Origin of the sequence: Paenarthrobacter sp. AMU7 (genome assembly GCF_041200195.1) — a bacterium.
GTDB lineage: Bacteria > Actinomycetota > Actinomycetes > Actinomycetales > Micrococcaceae > Arthrobacter.
The window spans coordinates 2,032,458-2,050,998 of record NZ_CP165735.1 but is presented as its reverse complement, the minus strand read 5'-3'; the positions used below and the strand labels follow the sequence as shown (position 1 = coordinate 2,050,998).

Below are 18,541 nucleotides of genomic sequence, written 5' to 3'. Positions count from 1 at the left end.
GCCCCGGCTGGTCAGGCGACCAGCCGGGGCTGTCTGGCATCAGGATCAGCCGGAAACCGGCCGACTCGCTATGCGGAGATCTGGCGCAGCACGTACTGCAGGATGCCGCCGTTGCGGTAGTAGTCCGCTTCACCCGGGGTATCGATGCGCAGAACCGCGTCGAAGGACTTGACGGTACCGTCCTCTGCCGTAGCCGTCACTTTGAGCGTCTTCGGCGTGGTGCCGTTGTTCAGCTCGGTGACGCCTTCAACTGCGAACGTTTCCGCACCGGTCAGGCCCAGGGTTGCTGCCGACTCACCTGCGGGGTACTGCAGCGGGAGGACGCCCATGCCGATCAGGTTGGAGCGGTGGATACGCTCGTAGCTCTCGGCGATGACGGCCTTGACGCCCAGGAGCGCGGTGCCCTTTGCAGCCCAGTCACGGGAAGAACCCGAACCGTATTCCTTGCCTGCCAGCACCACCAGCGGCGTTCCCGCTGCCTGGTAGTTCTGGGCGGCGTCGTACACGTACGCCTGCGGTGCACCTTCCTGGCTGAAGTCGCGGGTGAAGCCACCCTCGACGCCGTCCAGGAGCTGGTTCTTGATGCGGATGTTGGCGAAGGTACCGCGGATCATGACTTCGTGGTTGCCACGGCGCGAACCGTAGGAGTTGAAGTCCTTGCGCTCCACACCGTTGGCCAGGAGGTACTGGCCTGCAGGGGTGTCCGACTTGAACGAGCCAGCCGGGGAGATGTGGTCCGTGGTGACGGAGTCGCCGAGCTTCAGGAGGACGCGGGCGCCCTCGATGTCCTGGACGGGGTCCGGCTGTGCCTTCATGCCCTCGAAGTATGGGGGCTTCCGCACGTAGGTGGAGTCCTCGGCCCATGCGAAGGTGTCGCCTGCAGGGGTATCGAGGGCCTTCCAACGGTCGTCGCCGTCGAAGACGCCCTCGTAACCCTTGGCGAACATGGCCTCGTCGATGGAGGAGTCGATGACTTCCTGCACCTCCGTGGGGTTCGGCCAGATGTCCTTCAGGAAGACCTCGTTGCCTTCCGAGTCGGTGCCCAGGGCATCGGTGTCGAAATCGAAGTCCATGGAACCGGCCAGGGCGTAGGCGATGACCAGCGGCGGCGACGCCAGGTAGTTCATCTTCACGTCCGGGTTGATGCGGCCTTCGAAGTTGCGGTTGCCGGAGAGGACTGCGGTGACGGAAAGATCGTTGGCCTGGATAGCCTCGGAGATTTCAGGCTCCAGCGGACCGGAGTTACCGATACAGGTGGCGCAACCGTAACCGACGATGTAGAAGCCGAGCTTCTCCAGGTACGGCGTGAGGCCGGACTTTTCGTAGTAGTCAGTGACCACCTTGGAGCCGGGGGCAACAGAGGTCTTGACCCACGGCTTGGACGTCAGGCCCTTGTCCACGGCGTTGCGTGCCAGGAGGGCAGCAGCAAGCATCACCGACGGGTTGGACGTGTTGGTGCAGGACGTGATCGATGCGATCGACACTGCACCATGGTCCAGCTCGAATTCGCGTCCGTCGGCAGTCTTGACCTTGACCGGCGACGACGGGCGGCCATGCGCACCGTTGGCGGCGGAGTAAACGCGCTCCGTCTCCGTGGTGTGCGAGTCAGCATGAGTGAACGACGGCGCGTCCGACGCCGGGAAGGACTCGTCCAGCGACTCGTCAACGCTGCCGTCTTCGATGGCCACGTAGTTGTGGATGTCCTTACGGAACTGCTCCTTGGCGTCCGTGAGCTCAATGCGGTCCTGGGGACGCTTGGGGCCGGAAATGGAAGGAACAACCGTGGACAGGTCCAACTCAAGGAACTCGGAGAAGCGCAGTTCGCGGGAGGGATCGTGCCAGAGGCCCTGTTCCTTGCTGTACGCCTCCACGAGGGCGACGTTTGCTTCGGAACGGCCGGTCAGGCGCAGGTACTCCAGGGTGACGTCGTCGATGGGGAACATGGCAGCCGTGGAACCGAACTCCGGGCTCATGTTGCCGATGGTGGCGCGGTTGGCCAACGGCACAGCGGCAACGCCTTCACCGTAGAACTCAACGAACTTGCCAACAACACCGTGCTTGCGCAGCATTTCGGTGATGGTCAGGACGACGTCGGTGGCGGTAGCGCCGGCCGGGATGCTGCCCTTGAGCTTGAAGCCCACTACGCGGGGGATCAGCATGGAAACGGGCTGGCCAAGCATTGCTGCCTCGGCTTCGATGCCGCCGACGCCCCAACCCAGGATGCCCAGGCCGTTGACCATGGTGGTGTGCGAGTCAGTGCCCACACAGGTGTCGGGGTAGGCACGAAGAACGCCGTCTACCTCGCGGGTCATCACGGTGCGTGCCAGGTACTCGATGTTGACCTGGTGGACAATACCGGTTCCCGGCGGGACAACTTTGAAGTCGTCGAACGCGGTCTGGCCCCAGCGAAGGAACTGGTAGCGCTCACCATTGCGCTGGTATTCGATCTCCATGTTGCGCTCCAGTGCGCCGGAGTTACCGAAGGCGTCGATCTGGACGGAGTGGTCGATGACCATTTCTGCAGGCGCCAAGGGGTTGACGCGCTTGGGATCGCCGCCGAGTTCCTTGACTGCTTCGCGCATGGTGGCGAGGTCAACGACGCAGGGAACACCAGTGAAGTCCTGCATGATGACACGTGCCGGGGTGAACTGGATTTCCGTATCGGGCTCCGCATTGGGATCCCAACCGGCCAGGGCGCGGACATGGTCCGCCGTAATATTGGCGCCATCCTCAGTCCGCAGGAGGTTTTCAAGCAATACCTTAAGGCTGAACGGAAGGCTGTCTGCGCCCTCTACGGAGTTCAACCGGAAAATTTCATAATCGGTGCCGGCTACATTCAGTACGCCTTTGGAACCGAAGCTGTCCACAGTGCTCATGGCAGGACTCCTCTCGCAACAGTTTCATCTTTGTCGCGTGGTTGGCCGCTAGCCAGTTAGGCGCACCTTACTTAGCCGGGCGGCATCTCTCGTGGTCACCCCGGTCCGCGGCGATGATTCCAGCGAAGCGGGGCTACTACGCCCATCGTAGTGGCATCCGCCCCAAGAGTGGCATGTCGCCAACCAAACACGGCGCCGCCCGCCGCACTGCGGCGGGCGGGCGACACTCCGGCTAGGCGGAAGGGACGATCAAGCCCACAGTTTCGAGGTGGTGGGTATGGGGGTAGAGATCGAAGGCCCGCAGTGACTCCAGGCGCCAACCTCCCTGATGGAAGTAACCCAGATCACGCGCAAAGGAAGCAGGATCGCAGGACACATAGGCGATTGCGCGGGGACCAGTGGCCATCAATTGCTTGACCACAGCCTTTCCGGCTCCGGCCCGCGGTGGATCCAGCACCACGGAATCGAAGCTCCGGGCACTCTGGTGCAGCACGCGTTCCACCCGCCCTTGGACGATTTCCACCTGCGGCTCACCGTGCAGGTTCTTACGTGCGTCGCGGCTCGCGCCGGGGGCACCCTCCACCGAGAGCACCGATCCAGTGACACCCACGGCATCGGCCAGCGGTGCCGTGAACAGCCCGGCACCGGCGTAGAGGTCGGCAACTGCGGCGCCCGGCTGCAAGTACCCGCCATGCGAAAGATAGTCCGTCACAGCGCCCACGAGCGTTTCCGGTGCGTTCTTGTGGATCTGCCAGAAACCCTCGCCGGTGACCCGGTACTCGTGGCCGGCCGCGGTCTCCTGCACCCAGGTTCTCCCCCGGAGCTGCAGGACCTCTCCCTTGCTGGGGTCGAAGCTGGCGACCGACACGTCATGCGGCAACTGCGACAAAATGCTGTGCACCCTCTTGGGGCTCGTCCCCTCCTCCGGCGCCAGCAGTATCAGGGGCCTGGATCCATTGGCCGGGACCGCAACCTCGACGCGGGCGATGCCCGAGAGGTCAAGGTCCCACAGCTTCAGGTCGTTCAGTTCCGGGAGCGCCAACGGCATCTCCTTGATGGGAAGCACCACGTCCGAGCGGTGGGCGTGCATGCCCAACCGCCCCTTGGAGGTCACGGCAAAGCCGGCGCGTGTGCGCCAGCCGAGGCCGTCGTCGTTATGGTCCCCCACGGCTTCCACCTCTGTGGCGAGGTCAAGCCCGGCAAGCCGTTTGAGTTGTTCAGCCAGCACCTCGGCTTTCAGGGCACGCTGGTGCTCCAGCGAAATATGCCCGAGCTCGGCGCCGCCAACCGGCGGCCCGCCACGGCGCCAGGAGGCCTGGGAATCCGCTGCCCTCCAAAAGTGCGGGACCCGGTGGGGCGAAGCGTCAAGGACTTCGACGACGTCGGCCCGCCAGAAGCGCGACGAGTCACCGGAGTCAGTCAACCGGATACGGACCTTCTCCCCCGGGATGGCGTGCCGGACGAAGATGACGCGCCCTTCGTGCCGCGCGACGAAGTGCCCTCCGTGGGCTATGGGACCAATGTCAACGACCAGTTCAGTACCGGATGCCCCTTGGTGGTCATTGACGGGGTGATCGGTGTGGGAGGAATTGCTGTGGGAGGTCATTTAGGTATCCTGCAGTGCCTTTGCTTCTTCGGAGGATTTCAGCTGCCACGGAACGCTGGCAACCATGACTCCAGGTTCAAAGTGGAGCCTCGTCTTGATTCTGAGTGCTGTCTGGTTATGGACCAGTTGTTCCCACCATTTGCCCACGACATATTCGGGGATGTAAACCACGATCAAGTCCCGCGGCGAATCACGGCGCATGTTCTTGATGTAATCCATGATGGGCGTCACGGTCTCGCGGTACGGGCTGGCCAGGACGGTCAGGGGAACCGGAATTTCCAGTTTCTCCCAATCCCGGACGGTGTGTTCGGTCTCCTCGGTATTGATGTCCACGGTAATTGCGTCAAGGCGTGAAGGCCTCGACGCCCTGGCATAGGCCAGTGCCCTCAGGACAGGCTTGCGTACGTGCGAGACAAGCAGTACCGCGTGGACACGGGTGGGCAACGCACGCGGGGACGAGTCCTCGTCAACGGCCAGTTCCCGGGCCACATTGTCATAGTGGGCCCGGATGCTCCACATGATGAGGAAGAGGACAAACATCGCAAGCAAAGCGATCCAGGCACCTTGCTCGAACTTGGTGATCAAGACGATCACCAAGACCAATGCGGTCATGCCAAAGCCCAGCATGTTGATGGTTCGCGACTTGAAGATGCGGCGGCGGACAGCCTTGTCCCTGGCAAGCTTCAGCTCCCGGCCCCAGTGGCGGATCATCCCGAGCTGGCTGGCCGTGAACGAGATGAAGACACCCACAATATAAAGCTGAATCAGCTTGGTGACATCGGCATTGAACGCAAGGATGAGCACCAGTGCGCCGGCCGCCAGGGCGAGAACGCCGTTGCTGAAGGCAAGGCGGTCACCCCTGGTTCGGAGCTGGCGGGGAAGGTAACCGTCCTGGGCCAGGATGGAGCCAAGCACGGGAAAGCCGTTGAAGGCGGTGTTGGAGGCGAACACCAGGATCACACCCGTGGCAGCCACCACGACATAGAAAAGGATGGAGCCCGAGCCAAAGATGGTGTCCGCGATCTGGCTGATGGCAGGCGTCTGGATGTAGCCCTCCGGCAGGGGTTTGCCATCCACCAGGAACTCGCGCGCGGGGTCCAGGACAATGTGCACCTTGGTGGCGTTGGCAAGGTAGAGGATTCCGGCCAGCATGGAGGCCGCTATGACGCCCAACAGCAGCAGCGTGCTGGCCGCATTCTTGCTCTTTGGTTTCCTGAAATTGGGAACGCCGTTGCTGATGGCCTCAACACCTGTGAGCGCCGCGGCCCCGGAGGAAAAGGCCCGCAGCAGCAGGAAAGCTCCGGCAAGGCCCACCAATCCCTCGTCGAAGCCTGGCTCCGGGACGATGGTGAAGTTGGCGGAGGGTGCCTCACCCAGTGTCCCGGTAGCTGCTTGGAAGATGCCTACCGCGGTCATGCCGAGGATGGACGCCATGAAGATATAGGTGGGGACAGCGAAGAGCGTCCCGGCTTCCCTGACCCCGCGGAGGTTGACCAGCGCAAGGATGACCACGCCGATGGTGGCGATGAGTGCCTGCTGGCCGTGCAGCGAGGGAATGGCCGTAGTGAGGTAGGTGGCCGCCGAGGACATGGACACCGCCACTGTCAGCACGTAGTCCACCAGCAGGGCCGACGCCACCGTGAGCCCGGCATACTTGCCCAGGTTGACGCTGGCGATTTCGTAGTCGCCGCCGCCGGATGGATAGGCGTGGACATTTTGCCGGTAGGACGCCACTACTGTGAGCAAAACCACCATGACCGCGAGGCCGACAAGTGGAGAGAAGGCCACTGCGCTGACTCCGGCCAGGGCGAGTGTCAGCAGGATTTCGTCAGGGGCATAGGCTACCGAAGACAGCGCATCCGAGGCGAAGATCGGCAAAGCGATGCGTTTGGGCAACAAGGTGTGGGACAGGCGGTCGTTCCTGACTGGCCGGCCCACCAACACCCGCTTCGCAGCATTCAAAATTGTCAGCACTCCGCAAAGCTACTCTGAATCCCCATCGATGTCATGACGGTCGTTCGCAGGCGCAGCCACGCGGCACCGGTAAAGTCATACCGAGCGGGACGGACAGCACAGATAAAGGAGACATGGTGGCTCACTTCGTGATCATGGGTTGCGGCCGTGTTGGCGCAACCCTGGCACACACTTTGGAGGATGCCGGCCATTCGGTCGCCATCATCGACCAGGACGAGCGGGCCTTCCGCAGGTTGCGCAACACCTTTACCGGCCGCAAGGTCACCGGGGTGGGTTTCGACCGGGACACCCTCAAGCAAGCCGGCGTGGAAGAGGCCTACGCCTTCGCCGCCGTCTCCAGTGGCGACAACTCGAACATCCTGGCCACCCGGGTGGCCCGTGAGACCTTCCACGTTGCCCACGTCGTGGCACGGATCTACGATCCCGGCCGCGCCGAAATCTACCAGCGACTGGGCATCCCCACGGTGGCAGCCGTCCGCTGGAGCGCCGACCAGGTCCTTCGCCGCATTCTTCCGGAGCAGCATTTGGCCGGAGACTACCGTGAGCCCTCAGGCCGGCTCGTGCTGGCCGAAGTGGAGCTGCACGAGGATTGGATTGGGCACAGCCTCGCTTCGATCGAGGCGGCCTCGGGAATCCGCATCGCCTTCCTCACCCGGTTTGGTGAGGGCGTGCTCCCCCAGGCCGGCACGGCTTACCAGGAAGGCGATACGGTCCACGCGATGCTGAGCCTGGACAGAACGTCCGAGATCAGCCGGATCCTCGCCAAAGCACCCGCCAAGGAGTCTTAGTGAAAGTTGTCATTGTTGGCGCAGGAAGCGTCGGCTCGTCCATTGCCCGCGAACTTCTGGCCCACAAGCACCAGATACTGCTGATCGACCTCAAGCCCGAGGTGATTGGCCGCAGCGGACTGCGGGGCGCCCGCTGGTTGGTGGGAGACGCCTGTGAACTCAGCACCCTGCAGGACGCAAAACTTGAGGATGCCGACGTCGTGGTGTCAGCCACGGGCGACGACAAAGTCAACCTTGTGGTTTCCCTGCTGGCCAAGACCGAGTTTGGCGTGGGACGCACCGTGGGCCGTGTGAACAACCCCAAGAATGACTGGATGTTCAATGATTCCTGGGGCGTCGACGTCGCGGTGAACACCCCGCAGCTCATGACGGCATTGGTGGAAGAAGCCGTGGAAATCGGCGACATTGTCCGCCTCCTGACGCTCCAGACCGGTGTGGCCTCGATCGTCGAATTCACCGTCCCGCATGACTCCCATGTCATCGGCAGCACGGTCGGAGGGATCGACTGGCCGGAGGACGCAACACTGGTAGCCATCCTTCGCGACCAAGCGCCGATCACTCCTACCCGGGACGATGTCCTGGATGGCGGCGACGAGCTGTTCTTCGTCACCACCATCGCAGCCGAAGACGGCCTCCGGTCACTGTTGTCGCCAGGTTCCGACGACGGCGGCGAACCTCGTGGGGAAACGTCTTCGGCCGCGGATCAGTCCTCTGAGGACGACGGCTTCGACGGCTGAGGTGCAGGCTTGGTGAGCAGCCAGGCCACCCAGAGACCCAGGATGTACAGCGGGGCGCCCATCAGGAGCCTGGTGGTCGCCAACGCTGTCAGGCCGGCCTCACCCAGGAAGTACAACGGCACCTGCACCACAAGGCGCAGCGCAAGAACCGCAACCACAATCCACGTTCCCAGTTTGTAAGCCCTGAGCCGTTCGGGATCCTTCCGCCACTCGAGGCCCTCATTGCGGACGAAACCAAAAAGAAGGCCCGCCACCGGCCATTTGAGGACAATGGAGAGCACCATGGCGGCGATGTAGGCGATATTGGTGAAGAAGCCCAGGACGTAGAAGTCCTCTGCCTTGCCCGTGGTATTGGCCAACCACGCGGAAATACCGACGCCCACCACACCGGCCAGCGCCTGGGTCAGGGGACGCCGTTGGATCAACCGGACCACGGTGAAAACCGCGGCGGCGGCCAAAGCCGCCACCAACGCCGGGGTCAGATCACGGGTCACGGTGAAAACCACCAGGAACACCAGTCCCGGAAGAATGCTCTCAGCGATTCCCTGCCATCCACCTGCGGACTTCAGCATGTCCACATGCCCAGCGCTGTTCCGGTGGAGGCCGGCTTTTTCGGCGTAGCCGGCAGCGAGATCGGACACACTGGGGGTTTCTGCCGTCGGCTTGAGGGCATCATCCGGCGGTGACATCCTTTGATCGGGAACAGCGCCCCCGGTGTCCTTGGGTTCTGATCCATTGGACACGGTCATAGGTGCTCCTGACGGGAAAGTATTTCGTAGCGTGGATTGAACATGGCCGGCAAACCGTCAAGCTGGGTCACCATGCCGTTCAGGCGAAGCTGCACACCGGCCTCGATGCCGGGGACGCGTGTCCTGCCGAGCCAAATGACGCGGAGACGGTCGTAGGGCTTCCGGATTCCACCTGCACTGATGACCTGATGTGGTCCGGGACCCAGGGCGTCGACGACAACAGCGGAAAAAAATGGCTGATCGCTGGGCGGCTGATGCGTCACCGACTCGATGAAGCCGGTGCACACCGCCCTCCCCCGGGCAGGAAGATCACGGACTCCCTGCGTCCGGGGACGCTGGCCGGCTGTTCCTCCCCTGCCCGAAGTGTCAGCCAATCTGGGTGATCTCCGGCCCTCGTTCGGGCTGTTCCATGGCCGGTGCAGCCTGCGGAGCGCCGGCCTGTCCCGGCACGGCAGCGTCCTTGGGCAGGCGCAGCTGCAGCAATTCGCGGGGAGGCATCGGGTTGTCGCCGCGCACCACCACTACACGGCGGAAAAGTTCTTCCAGCCCTGCTGCAGCGTCCCGCTCCAAGGCAGCCTGCCCGCCGAGGACGCCGCGGAGGAACCAGCGCGGACCGTCCACGCCCATGAAACGCGCGGCACGGAAACCACGGCTGCCATCGGCCGCTTCAGCGGGCAACTTGGCGACCAGCTCGGTACCAAAGGCTCCGGCAACTTCTTCGGTTTCCCCGCCCTGACTGGCCACGGACTGGGTGATCTGTTCCCGGATCTCATCCCACAAACCTTCTGACCGCGGAGCCGCAAACGCCTGAAGCTGCAGGCTGGAACCGTCCAGGTCCATGGTCACGGCCACCACACGCTGGGTGGCTTCTTCAACCTCAAGCCTCAACTGGAGACCTTCGGCTGGAGCGATCAGCAGCGCCCCGAGGTCCACGTAACCGTCACGGTCCTCGATCTCGTCTATATCCAAGGGGCCTTTGGCAAGCCGGAAATCACCGGGGGTGCCAAGCTGGCCCGATTGAGGACTTTGTGCCTCAGCACCGGATTCCTCGACAGTGCCGGCGGTGTCCGACCGCTCGTCCTTGGACTTCTTGCCGCGCCCAAAAAGCATTGGGTTTTCTCCTTAGTAGTGGTCTATCCCCAAGTAAACCGCACCCACGTTAAACCATGTAAAACCACGCCAAGGCGATGCCTCCGACGCAGCGAGGTCAGTGGTTTGCTGAGGGCTTCGGTGCGTTGAAGCCGCCGGTGGAACCGAAGCCGCCGGTTCCACGAACGGAATCGGACAGCTGGTCTACAGCCACGAACCGCGCGTACTCAACGCGCTGTATCACCATTTGTGCAATTCTATCGCCGCGCTTGAGGTCGATGGCGTGGTCTTGATCGGTATTCAGGAGCGTCACCGCGATCTCGCCCCGGTAGCCTGCGTCAACAGTGCCTGGAGCATTGACGACGGTCAGCCCATGCTTGGTGGCGAGCCCCGACCGCGGGTGGATAAGAGCCACGAAACCATTCGGCAGCGCTATCGAAACGCCCGTGGGAACAAGTTTCCGCTCACCGGGGGCGAGGTGTACGTCCTCGCGGGCCCGGAGGTCGGCTCCGGCATCTCCCGGGTGCGCGTACGACGGCGCTTCCAACCCGGCGTCGAGCATTTTCAGCTGGACTTCCAAGGTGGGGGCTCCGTAGGCCGCGGGGGTCTCACTGCCGTTGGCGGTTCCGGGGGCGGTGTCTGTGCTGAATACTGCCGTCTCATTGCTCACAGTGGTCCATTCTACTGGGAGCAGGAACCTGCGCACCCGGCCTGCCGGCCGCTGCCTTTGAGGGTGGACGCAGCACCAGCGCAGGGCCGGATAAGCTGGAGGCATGCCTACGCCTGACCAGTCCTCCCCCGTGCCTGCCCGGAACACCCCGACGTCATCGGAGGTTCTCTACACCGAGAAACTGTGGCCGTCAGTGTGGATTTGGGTTGTGGTGGTGGGCCTGTCCGGCGCCGGCATCCTGATGTTCGGCCCCATCAGCGCAGCAACGGGCATCATCGCGGCTTTGGTCCTGCTGGCCATCATGACCATCATGTTGGTGCTCTCAACACCCACGATTACGGTCACTCCCACCACGGTCCGGGTAGGCAGGGCCAGCATCGACCGGAAGTTCGTGGGATCCGTCCAGGCCTTCACCAAAGGCGAAGCCACCGCCGAGCGGGGTCCCCGGCTCAACGGACTCGCTTACATGTGCTTCCGTGGCTGGATCGACCCCGTGGTCAAGATTGAGATCACGGACCCCGCGGACCGGACTCCGTACTGGCTCGCCTCTTCCCGCCGGCCTGACGAACTGGTCTCGGCGCTCACCACCCCGCGGGACTGACAAGTCCCTGCGGGAACCCCGGGAACGCTGGTGTTCCTATCCTTCGCACTCCGTGCAGTACAAATGTCCGCCACGCTCGGTGGCGATTTGGGACTTGTGCTTCACCAGGAAGCAATTGAAGCAGGTGAACTCGTCCGGTTGGGGTGGCATGACCTGGATCAGGAGTTCTTCGCCGGATAAATCAGCACCGGGCAACTCGAAGCCGTCGGCAAGGTCCGACTCATCGACGTCCACGGCGGAAGATTGCTTCCCCGACTGGTGCGTCTTGAGTTCTTCCAGGGAATCCTCGCTGACGTCTTCCTCGGTCTTTCGAGGGGCATCGTAATCGGTGGCCATGGTCCTTCCTAGTCCTCCCTGTCTGCAGTGGGTTCTCGCCGGTCCGGCGGCCATCGCCACCGGGGTAAGGGTGCAACGCTGCACGCCTCGGATTTGTGCCCGGTATCGGCCAGATTGTCCTCTTCCCGCCCACGAATGTCCATAGCCCCCAATCGTTGCCAAAAAGCACCGAAAGAACTCCTCGCAGGGCCGGTTTCACCGGAATATCACGGCACGCCCTCCCTCCTAGTAGGAAAAGACCCCGGCGGGTGGCAGAGTTTCGAATGTCAGTTATGCCATGTGGTGGAGGGTGTTATGCAGGATCTACGACTGGTAGGCGTCCACGACGACGGCGGGCATCTGCTTTTGAGCGGCCCCGGCGGTGCGATGTTCCAGCTTCCGATCGACGAGGCCTTGAGGTCAGCGGCGAGCCGGACCCCTGCCCAAGTGGCGGCACGCGCCGCCAACACAGCCATTGCCATGTCCCCGCGCGACATCCAATCCAGGATCCGCAGTGGGGCCACCGCGGCCGAAGTGGCCGAGCTGTCCGGGCTGCCCCTCGCCAACGTCCAACGCTACGAAGGCCCTGTCCTCGCAGAGCGTGAGTACGTAGCCAGGCAGGCACGCAACATTGAGGTTGCTGCCCCTGCCCCCGGGCACGACGCCTACCGTTCGGCCTTCGGCGACAACCCGGCCACGCTGGGTGAAATGGTAGACCACAGGCTCGCTGCCCACGGCATCGATTCGGCCACGGTGGAATGGGACTCGTGGCGCCGTACGGACGGTTCCTGGACCGTCGTCGCACGCTTTGAAACGGTACCGGGCACCCACGGCAGCATCGGTGAGGAACCTCCTGCCATGTGGACCTTCAGCCCGCAGCGCAAGTCCCTTCAGAACGCCAACCGCTGGGCCCAACAACTCAGCGAGCTGGAGCCACTGGATGGACCCGTCCCGGCGCGCAGGCTCGCTGCCGTCTCGGACCGGCCTTTCGATTTCGAAACCGATGCTGAGACAGCCGCCCGCGCGTCCGCCAAGGAATCGGACAGCCTCCTGGAAATGCTGCGTTCGCGGCGGGGTCAGCGCCTGGGCGTGGACGAAGACGGAGACGACGCCTTGGCGGTGCTGCTGAGCAACGTTCCCGCAGCCCACCCGCGGCCCGGAAGCGAGCACGAAGACCTCGAAGAAAACGACGCTGCAGATCCCGAACCGGCTCCGGCCGTCGCGGAGGAACCTGCACGTAAAGACGGGCGCCCTTCCATGCTCTCGCGGCTGAGCCTGGCTCCACGGCACTTTGAACCCCACGACGAAGATGAAGACGATTCCCTGAAGCTGCACCACGGCGTCAGCACGGAAACGCGGGAGATCACGGTGGTAGCCGGCCCGCTGCGACCCGTCACTTCACTCACAGGGCGCAAACCTGCCGGGCTTGACGAACTCCTGGGTGGCAACAGCACTGTCCGAAACACGGACTCTCCGCGGGAGGAATCTCCTGAAGATCATCGGGACAGCGAAACCCTTGCTGATGATTCCAAGAACCCCGGGGACTCCGGGGGCCGCAAGGACCCCGATGCCCCCGCAGAACGCCAACCGTCACGGCCAAAGCGGTCCAGCATTCCCAGCTGGGACGAGATTGTCTTTGGAGCCCGCGGAGACTGATTCCACAAGCTAGCCGTGGCGGAGCTCCCCGGCGCCCGGCCAGAGGCAAGCGTCAATGTCGAAAGGGAGCGGCTGGTCCGCCCCTGCCATCAGGTTGGCACCGTGCACCGTGACGCGCCGCATGTAGTGGCGGCGGCATAATGTCTCGTAACCCACCGAAGCCTCACGGCCTTCGACGCCGGCCTCCGGACTGCCTTCTACGTGCTCGCCCCCGGTGGCTGGTGCCACGTCACCCACCATCACCTGCTTGCCTTCCACCACCATGATGCCGTTCACCGTCCGGGCATTCTGAGTTGCCCGGCGCCCGCACCAGCACAGTGCTTCCACTTGCAGCACTTGGACCTTATCGGCCAGCTCAATGAGGCGCTGTGACCCAGGAAACAGCCGGGTGCGGAAGTCCGAGGTGATGCCAAAGGCGAAGACGTCCACCTCCATCTCATCCACCACACGTGCCAACTGCTCCACTTGGGCGGGTGTATAGAACTGCGCTTCATCGCAAATAAGGTAGTCCACGCGGAGTCCGCTGGTGCGGCGGACCACAACTTCGTCCCAGAAGTCGGTGTCACCCTCCACCTCAACGGCGTCGATGTGGAGTCCCAACCTGCTGGAGATGGTGGAGTATCCGGCGCGGTCGTTGCAGCTGAAGCGAACACCTCCGCGGCCCCTTGCGCGGTGGTTGTGGTCCATCTGGAGGGCAAGGGTGGACTTGCCGCAGTCCATGGTGCCTGAGAAGAAGACCAGTTCAGCCACGTTTGCCCTTCTTGCCGGCAGCAGCGAAGCACACCAAGGGAACTTCGCGCTCGGCTTTGGTCAGCGAACCGTGCTGGCCCACTACCTCCAGGGAAGCGGGGCGGGCACGGCGGGTGTCATAGAGTGCCAGGGTGTCGCGGGCTGCGATCATGACATCGCCAATGCGCGGCGCAACCTCGGGGCGGACAGCACCGAACAATCCGGCGTCCATGGCCTGGTTCCGCGTGAAAGCCCAGATCCTCTCACCGAAGCGATGACGCCAGGCTGCGAGCAGGGCTTCGCGATGCTCCGCGGTGGCATCGGGTTCAAGGTACAGGTGCACCATGCGCGGCTCCCCTGCAGTGTGCCTGACTCCTGCCACCAAGGGTTCATCGGCGGAGTAGTCGAGTCTCTGGGATTCGGGAACGTCCACCATGCCGTGGTCACCGGTCAACAGGATGGTGGTACCTGCCGGGAGCGTTGAGGAGAGCCGTTTGACCGCGGAATCCAGTTCTTCGAGTTGATGCTCCCAACGGTCCGACTGGCAGCCATGGCGGTGGCCCGCTTTGTCCAGCTCATTGAGGTAGAAGTACATCAGGGAACGTCCGCCACCGGACATTGCTTCCGCGGCCGCGGCCGTCCGCGCATGCAGCGTAGTGCCGCCAATAAACCTGCTCCCCCGCAGTGCGGCCTGCGTCATGGGCGAGTTACCGAATTGAGGCAGGCTGACGGTCACCACGTCCAGTTCCTCGGCCAGTCGTTCAAAGACGGTGGAGTGGGGCTGCCACTCCACAGGATCCACCTGTGAATCCCAATTGCCCAGGAGGTTCACTACCTTGTCCTGCGCTGGATCCAGGACGTCGTATCCCACCATGCCATGTTGTCCGGCGGGCAAGCCGGTGCCCAGGCTCGCCAGGGAGGCTGCCGTGGTGCTGGGGAATGCTGAGTCGATCCACTGCGGGACGTTACCCTGTCCTTCGGCCAGGACTGAGCGGAGGAAGGGCGTGTGGGAGGCCTTCTGTTTGAGCAGGTTGCGGCCCAAACCATCGGCGAGGACCACGCAGATACGCTGGGATGCCGGCACCTGCAAGTGGTTGGTGAACCCGGGCACTCCGAGAGCAGCGGCGGAACTCGTGAAGACTTCCGCGATCGACTTGCTCCCGAACAGCGGGGCTGAGGGGAGATCGGCTGCGTCGTGGGTCACCGGGGACGAGGTCTGCGCGGCGTCCCTCAACGCTGGTGTCCGCGGCTCAAGCGGTTGCTGAAGACACCCGAACGCGGCCGCGGAGCGGGGATGCCCGTGTGCTGGACGGGAGCCGGATTTCCTGTATTAACGGCACGCAGGGCGCGGGCAAAGAGCTTGGCATCCTGGACGGCCTGCAGACCATCCGCTTCGGCGCTGATGCGCAGCACGATGTCTTCCTGGGCAATGGTGCCGCTGTACCCATGATCTGCCTCGCACTGGGGGTCTCCGCAGCTGGCCGGTCCCATGTCCAAACGCTGGCCTCCGGACCAGGCAATGGAGACGGTGAGCTCCCGTACAGGATCGGAGGGCTTGTAGTTCTGGGGCTGGGAGTACATGTAGCTGAGGACCACCGAGCGGATTTGGGCCACTGGGACCGACTCCGTAGAGATCTGGGCAACAATTTGCTCGCCGGCTTCATCAAGCTGCTGGTCGTCAACATGGGTGATGACCAGCATGTCTTCGGTGAGCACCAGGACAGTGATGTGCCTGCGGACCTCGGCGCGGTCAAAGTGCGTCTCCAAGTGCACCAAATGGGAAAGGCACTCCCGGCCGTCCAGGGCGTCATCGACGACGTCCGCCACGAGCCGCGGATAAAACCCCGCCTGCTGCAATGCCTGGTCCAGGCTCTGCCCCTGCGAGCTGTGGTTATGCGCGGTGTGGTGCCCGGTGTTGGACGGGCGTGATTGAGGCGTCGGAGACTGGGTGCTCATTCCCCCATTTTCACAGATCGGTTGATGACTTCCTAACCGCGCGGTCCACCCTGTGGCTAACTTCGCATCGCACGCCGCGCGCTGTCAGTCCGCTGTGCGGCGTTGCCAATCCAGACCTCGGCACCCAGGATCGTGGCGCCCGAGGGACCGGCCAGGACGGGGTTGAATTCCACCAGCGCAATTCCCGGGTGATCGTCCTTCAGCTTCGCAAGCCTGGCCGCTATGTCCTCCAGGGAAGCCACATCCACCGCAGGCAGTCCCTGATAACCAAAGAGTTTCCTTGAGGCGCGCGGTGAGCGGATGACGTCATGCAGGTCCGCAGCCGAGAGCGGAGGTACCCGGTGGGCCCAGTCGTCCAGCAGGTTCACGGCATCACCGGCCAACCCAAAGGAGAGAACGGGCCCCAGCAACGGATCCTCAATGGCCCGGAAAGTGCAGGCCTGTCCCACCGGAGCCATGGCCTGGACCTCAAGGGACGGCGATCCATATGGTTCCAAGGCCCGGCGCATTTGTGCAACGTTCAGGCGCAGCGATTCCGCGTCCTGGATGTCCAACCGCACCCCGCCCAGATCCAGCCGGTGCCGGAGGGCTGGGTCGGTGGTTTTCAGGACCACAGGCCAACCCACCGCGTCGGCCGCCTGCACGGCTTCGTCCGGTGTACCGAATCCAAGCGTGGGCACCACGTCGATTCCGTAGCCGGCAAGCAGCGCCGCGGCAGCCCCGGCGTCGAGTTTCCTGAGTTTCTCGCCGGTAACACCGGCCAGCATCGCCGTCAGCGTTTCCCGGGTGCCCTCCACGTCGCAGCCGTCCGGTTCAACGAACAGTCCTTGGTCCCTGTCGCGCCATTGTGCATAGCCAACAATGGCCGCCAAGGCAGCCACGGCGGCGCCCGCATTGGAAAAACACGGAAGCACGGGCTTCTCTGCGGAACCCACCATGCCCTCCACGTGGACCGAGGGGTCCAGAATTCCCGTGAACGCGGCAACAACGGGTTTCCCGGCCTCTGCGGCACATTCCGCGAGGACACCGGCCAACGCCTCCACCGTGAGTCCCCTCGCGGGAAGGAGTGCGGCAATTACAGCGTGGACGGAGTGATCGGCCAGACTTTCCATGAGGCTGGTCCTCAGTGCCGGGAGCGCAAGCGACATACCGGCGTCGAGGTCAACGTCAGTGACCAGCCGGTTCACCTCCAGTCCGAGCGGACCCGCGGTGTCGGAAACTACTTTGCCCAAGGCCACGGAATTGGAATAGACGGCAACCCCGGGGCCTTGTGGCAGCGCCTGGGATGACACGATCTGGGCGATGTCCATGAGCTGCTCAATGGTTTCCACGCGGATGACGCCTGCTTGGCGCATCATGGCGTCCACTGCGGCAGCGGGGGCTTGGGTGGTCCGCACTTCGTGCCCCGGCGGCAGGCTGAGGCCCGTCACATCGGACTTTGCGACGATCACAGGCTTGCTCCGCGACAACCGGCGGGCCAGGCGGGAGAACTTACGGGGGTTGCCGATGGATTCCAGGTACAGGCCCACTGCGGAGGTGTCGGCGTCGTCCTCCCAGTACTGCATGGCATCGTTGCCGGAAACGTCGGCACGGTTTCCCGCCGAGAGGAAGGAGGACAAACCGAGCCTGCGGCGGCTGGCGGCGGCGTAGACAGCAACGCCCACAGCAGCAGATTGGCTGAACAGGCCCAAACTTCCCCTGGGCGGCATGGTGGGCGCCATGGACGCGTTGAGGGATACGGCCGGGTGGGTGTTCAGTATTCCGAGGGACTCGGGGCCGATCACCCGCATCCCGTTGGCCCGGGCACGACGCACCAGTTCGTGCTGGCGTGCCAGGCCCCGCTCGCCGTCGTCGGCAAATCCTGCAGTTGCCACTACGATGCCCTTGACGCCGGCAGCAGCGCAATCGTCCACCACCTTGGGTACTTCTTCGTAAGGAACAGCGATGATGGCCAACTGCACAGGTCCAGGTATTTCCGACAACTTGCCGAAGGAGACCATGCCGGCAAGTTCAAAAGCCTCAGGGTTCACCGCGTAGACCGGGCCCTTGAACCCGCCTTCAATGATGTGTTCGAGCAATTGGTAGCCAATGGTCCCCCACTTGCGGCTGGCGCCGATAACAGCCACCGACGACGGCGACAGCAGGTCGCGCACGCTGCGGGCCTCGGCGCGGTGCTCACGGGATTCCATGACGGCCCGCGACTTCTCCGTGGGGTCGATGTTGAACTCGACGCTCACCACGCCATCGTCGAATTGCCGGGTGAGGTCGTAGCCGGCGTCGGCAAAGACCATCAGCATCTTCCGGTTATCCGGCAGGACCTCGGCAGTGAAACGCCGGATGCCGTTTTCGCGGGCGGCAACGGCCAGGTGCTCCAGGAGGATCGAGCCGATCCCGCGGCCCTGATGGGCATCTGAGATATTGAAGGCGACTTCAGCCTCGTCCGGGTCATCCAGCCGGTCGTAACGGCCGATGCCCATGATCTCCCCGCCGATGGTAATGACGAAGGCCACCCGGTTGATGTGGTCCACTTCGGTGAACCGCCGCACTTCCTTGCCGGAGAGCCGGGGTTTGAAGGAAAAGAACCGCATGTAGATCGACGCCTGCGATTGGCCCGCATGGAAGGCTTGCAGGGCATCGGCGTCCTCGGGCCGGATGGGGCGAAGGTGGGCGGTTCCGCCGTCGCGCAGGACGACATCAGCCTCCCAATATTCCGGATAAATGCCGACGCCGGGCTGATCCACCATAGGCTTAGCCTAGCTAAAACATCCGCAGTACAACTTCAAGGATTCACCGAC

General features: G+C 63.5%; 16 protein-coding genes. 4 read left to right on the top strand and 12 right to left on the bottom strand.

Going from position 1 to position 18,541, the window contains the following annotated elements; all coding sequences use genetic code 11:
• Window positions 1-68 precede the first annotated feature (68 nt).
• The 3 genes from acnA to ABQM86_RS09340 all read right to left on the bottom strand — a co-directional run bounded on the left by acnA (window position 69) and on the right by ABQM86_RS09340 (window position 6,456).
• Window positions 69-2,876, bottom strand: coding sequence for an aconitate hydratase AcnA (gene acnA / locus ABQM86_RS09350; protein ID WP_369746450.1), 2,808 nt, complete (start codon window positions 2,874-2,876; stop codon window positions 69-71).
• A 232-nt stretch (window positions 2,877-3,108) separates the two neighbouring features.
• On the bottom strand, window positions 3,109-4,482 hold the full coding sequence (locus ABQM86_RS09345) for a class I SAM-dependent RNA methyltransferase (protein WP_369746449.1): 1,374 nt from the start codon (window positions 4,480-4,482) through the stop codon (window positions 3,109-3,111).
• Complete coding sequence (locus ABQM86_RS09340; RefSeq protein WP_207597177.1) at window positions 4,483-6,456, bottom strand: APC family permease; 1,974 nt, start codon at window positions 6,454-6,456, stop codon at window positions 4,483-4,485.
• A gap of 116 nt (window positions 6,457-6,572) precedes the next feature.
• Here ABQM86_RS09340 and ABQM86_RS09335 point away from each other — a divergent pair, with 116 nt between their 5' ends.
• Together ABQM86_RS09335 and ABQM86_RS09330 are read left to right on the top strand one after the other, a co-directional pair.
• Window positions 6,573-7,244: a TrkA family potassium uptake protein gene (locus ABQM86_RS09335; RefSeq protein WP_207597534.1), complete on the top strand. Its 672-nt coding sequence runs from the start codon at window positions 6,573-6,575 to the stop codon at window positions 7,242-7,244.
• On the top strand, window positions 7,244-7,981 hold the full coding sequence (locus ABQM86_RS09330) for a TrkA family potassium uptake protein (protein WP_207597176.1): 738 nt from the start codon (window positions 7,244-7,246) through the stop codon (window positions 7,979-7,981). Before ABQM86_RS09335 ends, ABQM86_RS09330 begins: the two co-directional genes overlap by 1 nt.
• On the opposite strand, the gene ABQM86_RS09325 is transcribed toward ABQM86_RS09330, so the two are convergent.
• The 4 genes from ABQM86_RS09325 to dut all read right to left on the bottom strand — a co-directional run bounded on the left by ABQM86_RS09325 (window position 7,948) and on the right by dut (window position 10,489).
• Entirely contained in the window at window positions 7,948-8,730 is a 783-nt protein-coding gene (locus ABQM86_RS09325) for a DUF3159 domain-containing protein (RefSeq protein WP_280627750.1), read from the bottom strand. The two genes, ABQM86_RS09330 and ABQM86_RS09325, sit on opposite strands and share 34 nt — an antisense overlap.
• Entirely contained in the window at window positions 8,727-9,104 is a 378-nt protein-coding gene (locus ABQM86_RS09320) for a hypothetical protein (RefSeq protein WP_369746447.1), read from the bottom strand. The genes ABQM86_RS09325 and ABQM86_RS09320 overlap by 4 nt, the downstream gene beginning before the upstream one ends.
• A complete protein-coding gene (locus tag ABQM86_RS09315; protein WP_369746446.1) occupies window positions 9,097-9,840 on the bottom strand; it encodes a DUF3710 domain-containing protein in 744 nt (247 codons plus the stop codon). The genes ABQM86_RS09320 and ABQM86_RS09315 overlap by 8 nt, the downstream gene beginning before the upstream one ends.
• A 97-nt stretch (window positions 9,841-9,937) precedes the next feature.
• A complete protein-coding gene (dut, locus tag ABQM86_RS09310; protein WP_207597173.1) occupies window positions 9,938-10,489 on the bottom strand; it encodes a dUTP diphosphatase in 552 nt (183 codons plus the stop codon).
• A 103-nt stretch (window positions 10,490-10,592) separates the two neighbouring features.
• On the opposite strand from dut, the gene ABQM86_RS09305 reads away from it, so the two are divergent.
• Window positions 10,593-11,090: a DUF3093 domain-containing protein gene (locus tag ABQM86_RS09305; RefSeq protein WP_198318398.1), complete on the top strand. Its 498-nt coding sequence runs from the start codon at window positions 10,593-10,595 to the stop codon at window positions 11,088-11,090.
• 36 nt (window positions 11,091-11,126) lie between these two features.
• Here ABQM86_RS09305 and ABQM86_RS09300 read toward each other — a convergent pair whose 3' ends face one another.
• Entirely contained in the window at window positions 11,127-11,426 is a 300-nt protein-coding gene (locus tag ABQM86_RS09300; RefSeq protein WP_207597172.1) for a DUF4193 domain-containing protein, read from the bottom strand.
• A 294-nt stretch (window positions 11,427-11,720) separates the two neighbouring features.
• On the opposite strand from ABQM86_RS09300, the gene sepH reads away from it, so the two are divergent.
• Window positions 11,721-13,061, top strand: a complete 1,341-nt coding sequence (gene sepH, locus ABQM86_RS09295) for a septation protein SepH (RefSeq protein ID WP_369746445.1) — start codon at window positions 11,721-11,723, stop codon at window positions 13,059-13,061.
• Between the two features lie 9 nt (window positions 13,062-13,070).
• On the opposite strand, the gene ABQM86_RS09290 is transcribed toward sepH, so the two are convergent.
• From ABQM86_RS09290 to ABQM86_RS09275, 4 genes are read right to left on the bottom strand one after another with little or no spacing between them, the layout of a single operon-like run.
• Window positions 13,071-13,811, bottom strand: a complete 741-nt coding sequence (locus ABQM86_RS09290) for a thymidine kinase (RefSeq protein ID WP_369746444.1) — start codon at window positions 13,809-13,811, stop codon at window positions 13,071-13,073.
• Complete coding sequence (locus ABQM86_RS09285) at window positions 13,804-14,994, bottom strand: alkaline phosphatase family protein (protein WP_369746443.1); 1,191 nt, start codon at window positions 14,992-14,994, stop codon at window positions 13,804-13,806. Before ABQM86_RS09285 ends, ABQM86_RS09290 begins: the two co-directional genes overlap by 8 nt.
• Window positions 14,995-15,020: 26 nt before the next feature.
• Entirely contained in the window at window positions 15,021-15,746 is a 726-nt protein-coding gene (locus ABQM86_RS09280) for a DUF5998 family protein (protein ID WP_207597168.1), read from the bottom strand.
• A 56-nt stretch (window positions 15,747-15,802) separates the two neighbouring features.
• Complete coding sequence (locus ABQM86_RS09275) at window positions 15,803-18,490, bottom strand: GNAT family N-acetyltransferase (protein ID WP_369746442.1); 2,688 nt, start codon at window positions 18,488-18,490, stop codon at window positions 15,803-15,805.
• Window positions 18,491-18,541: the final 51 nt, after the last annotated feature.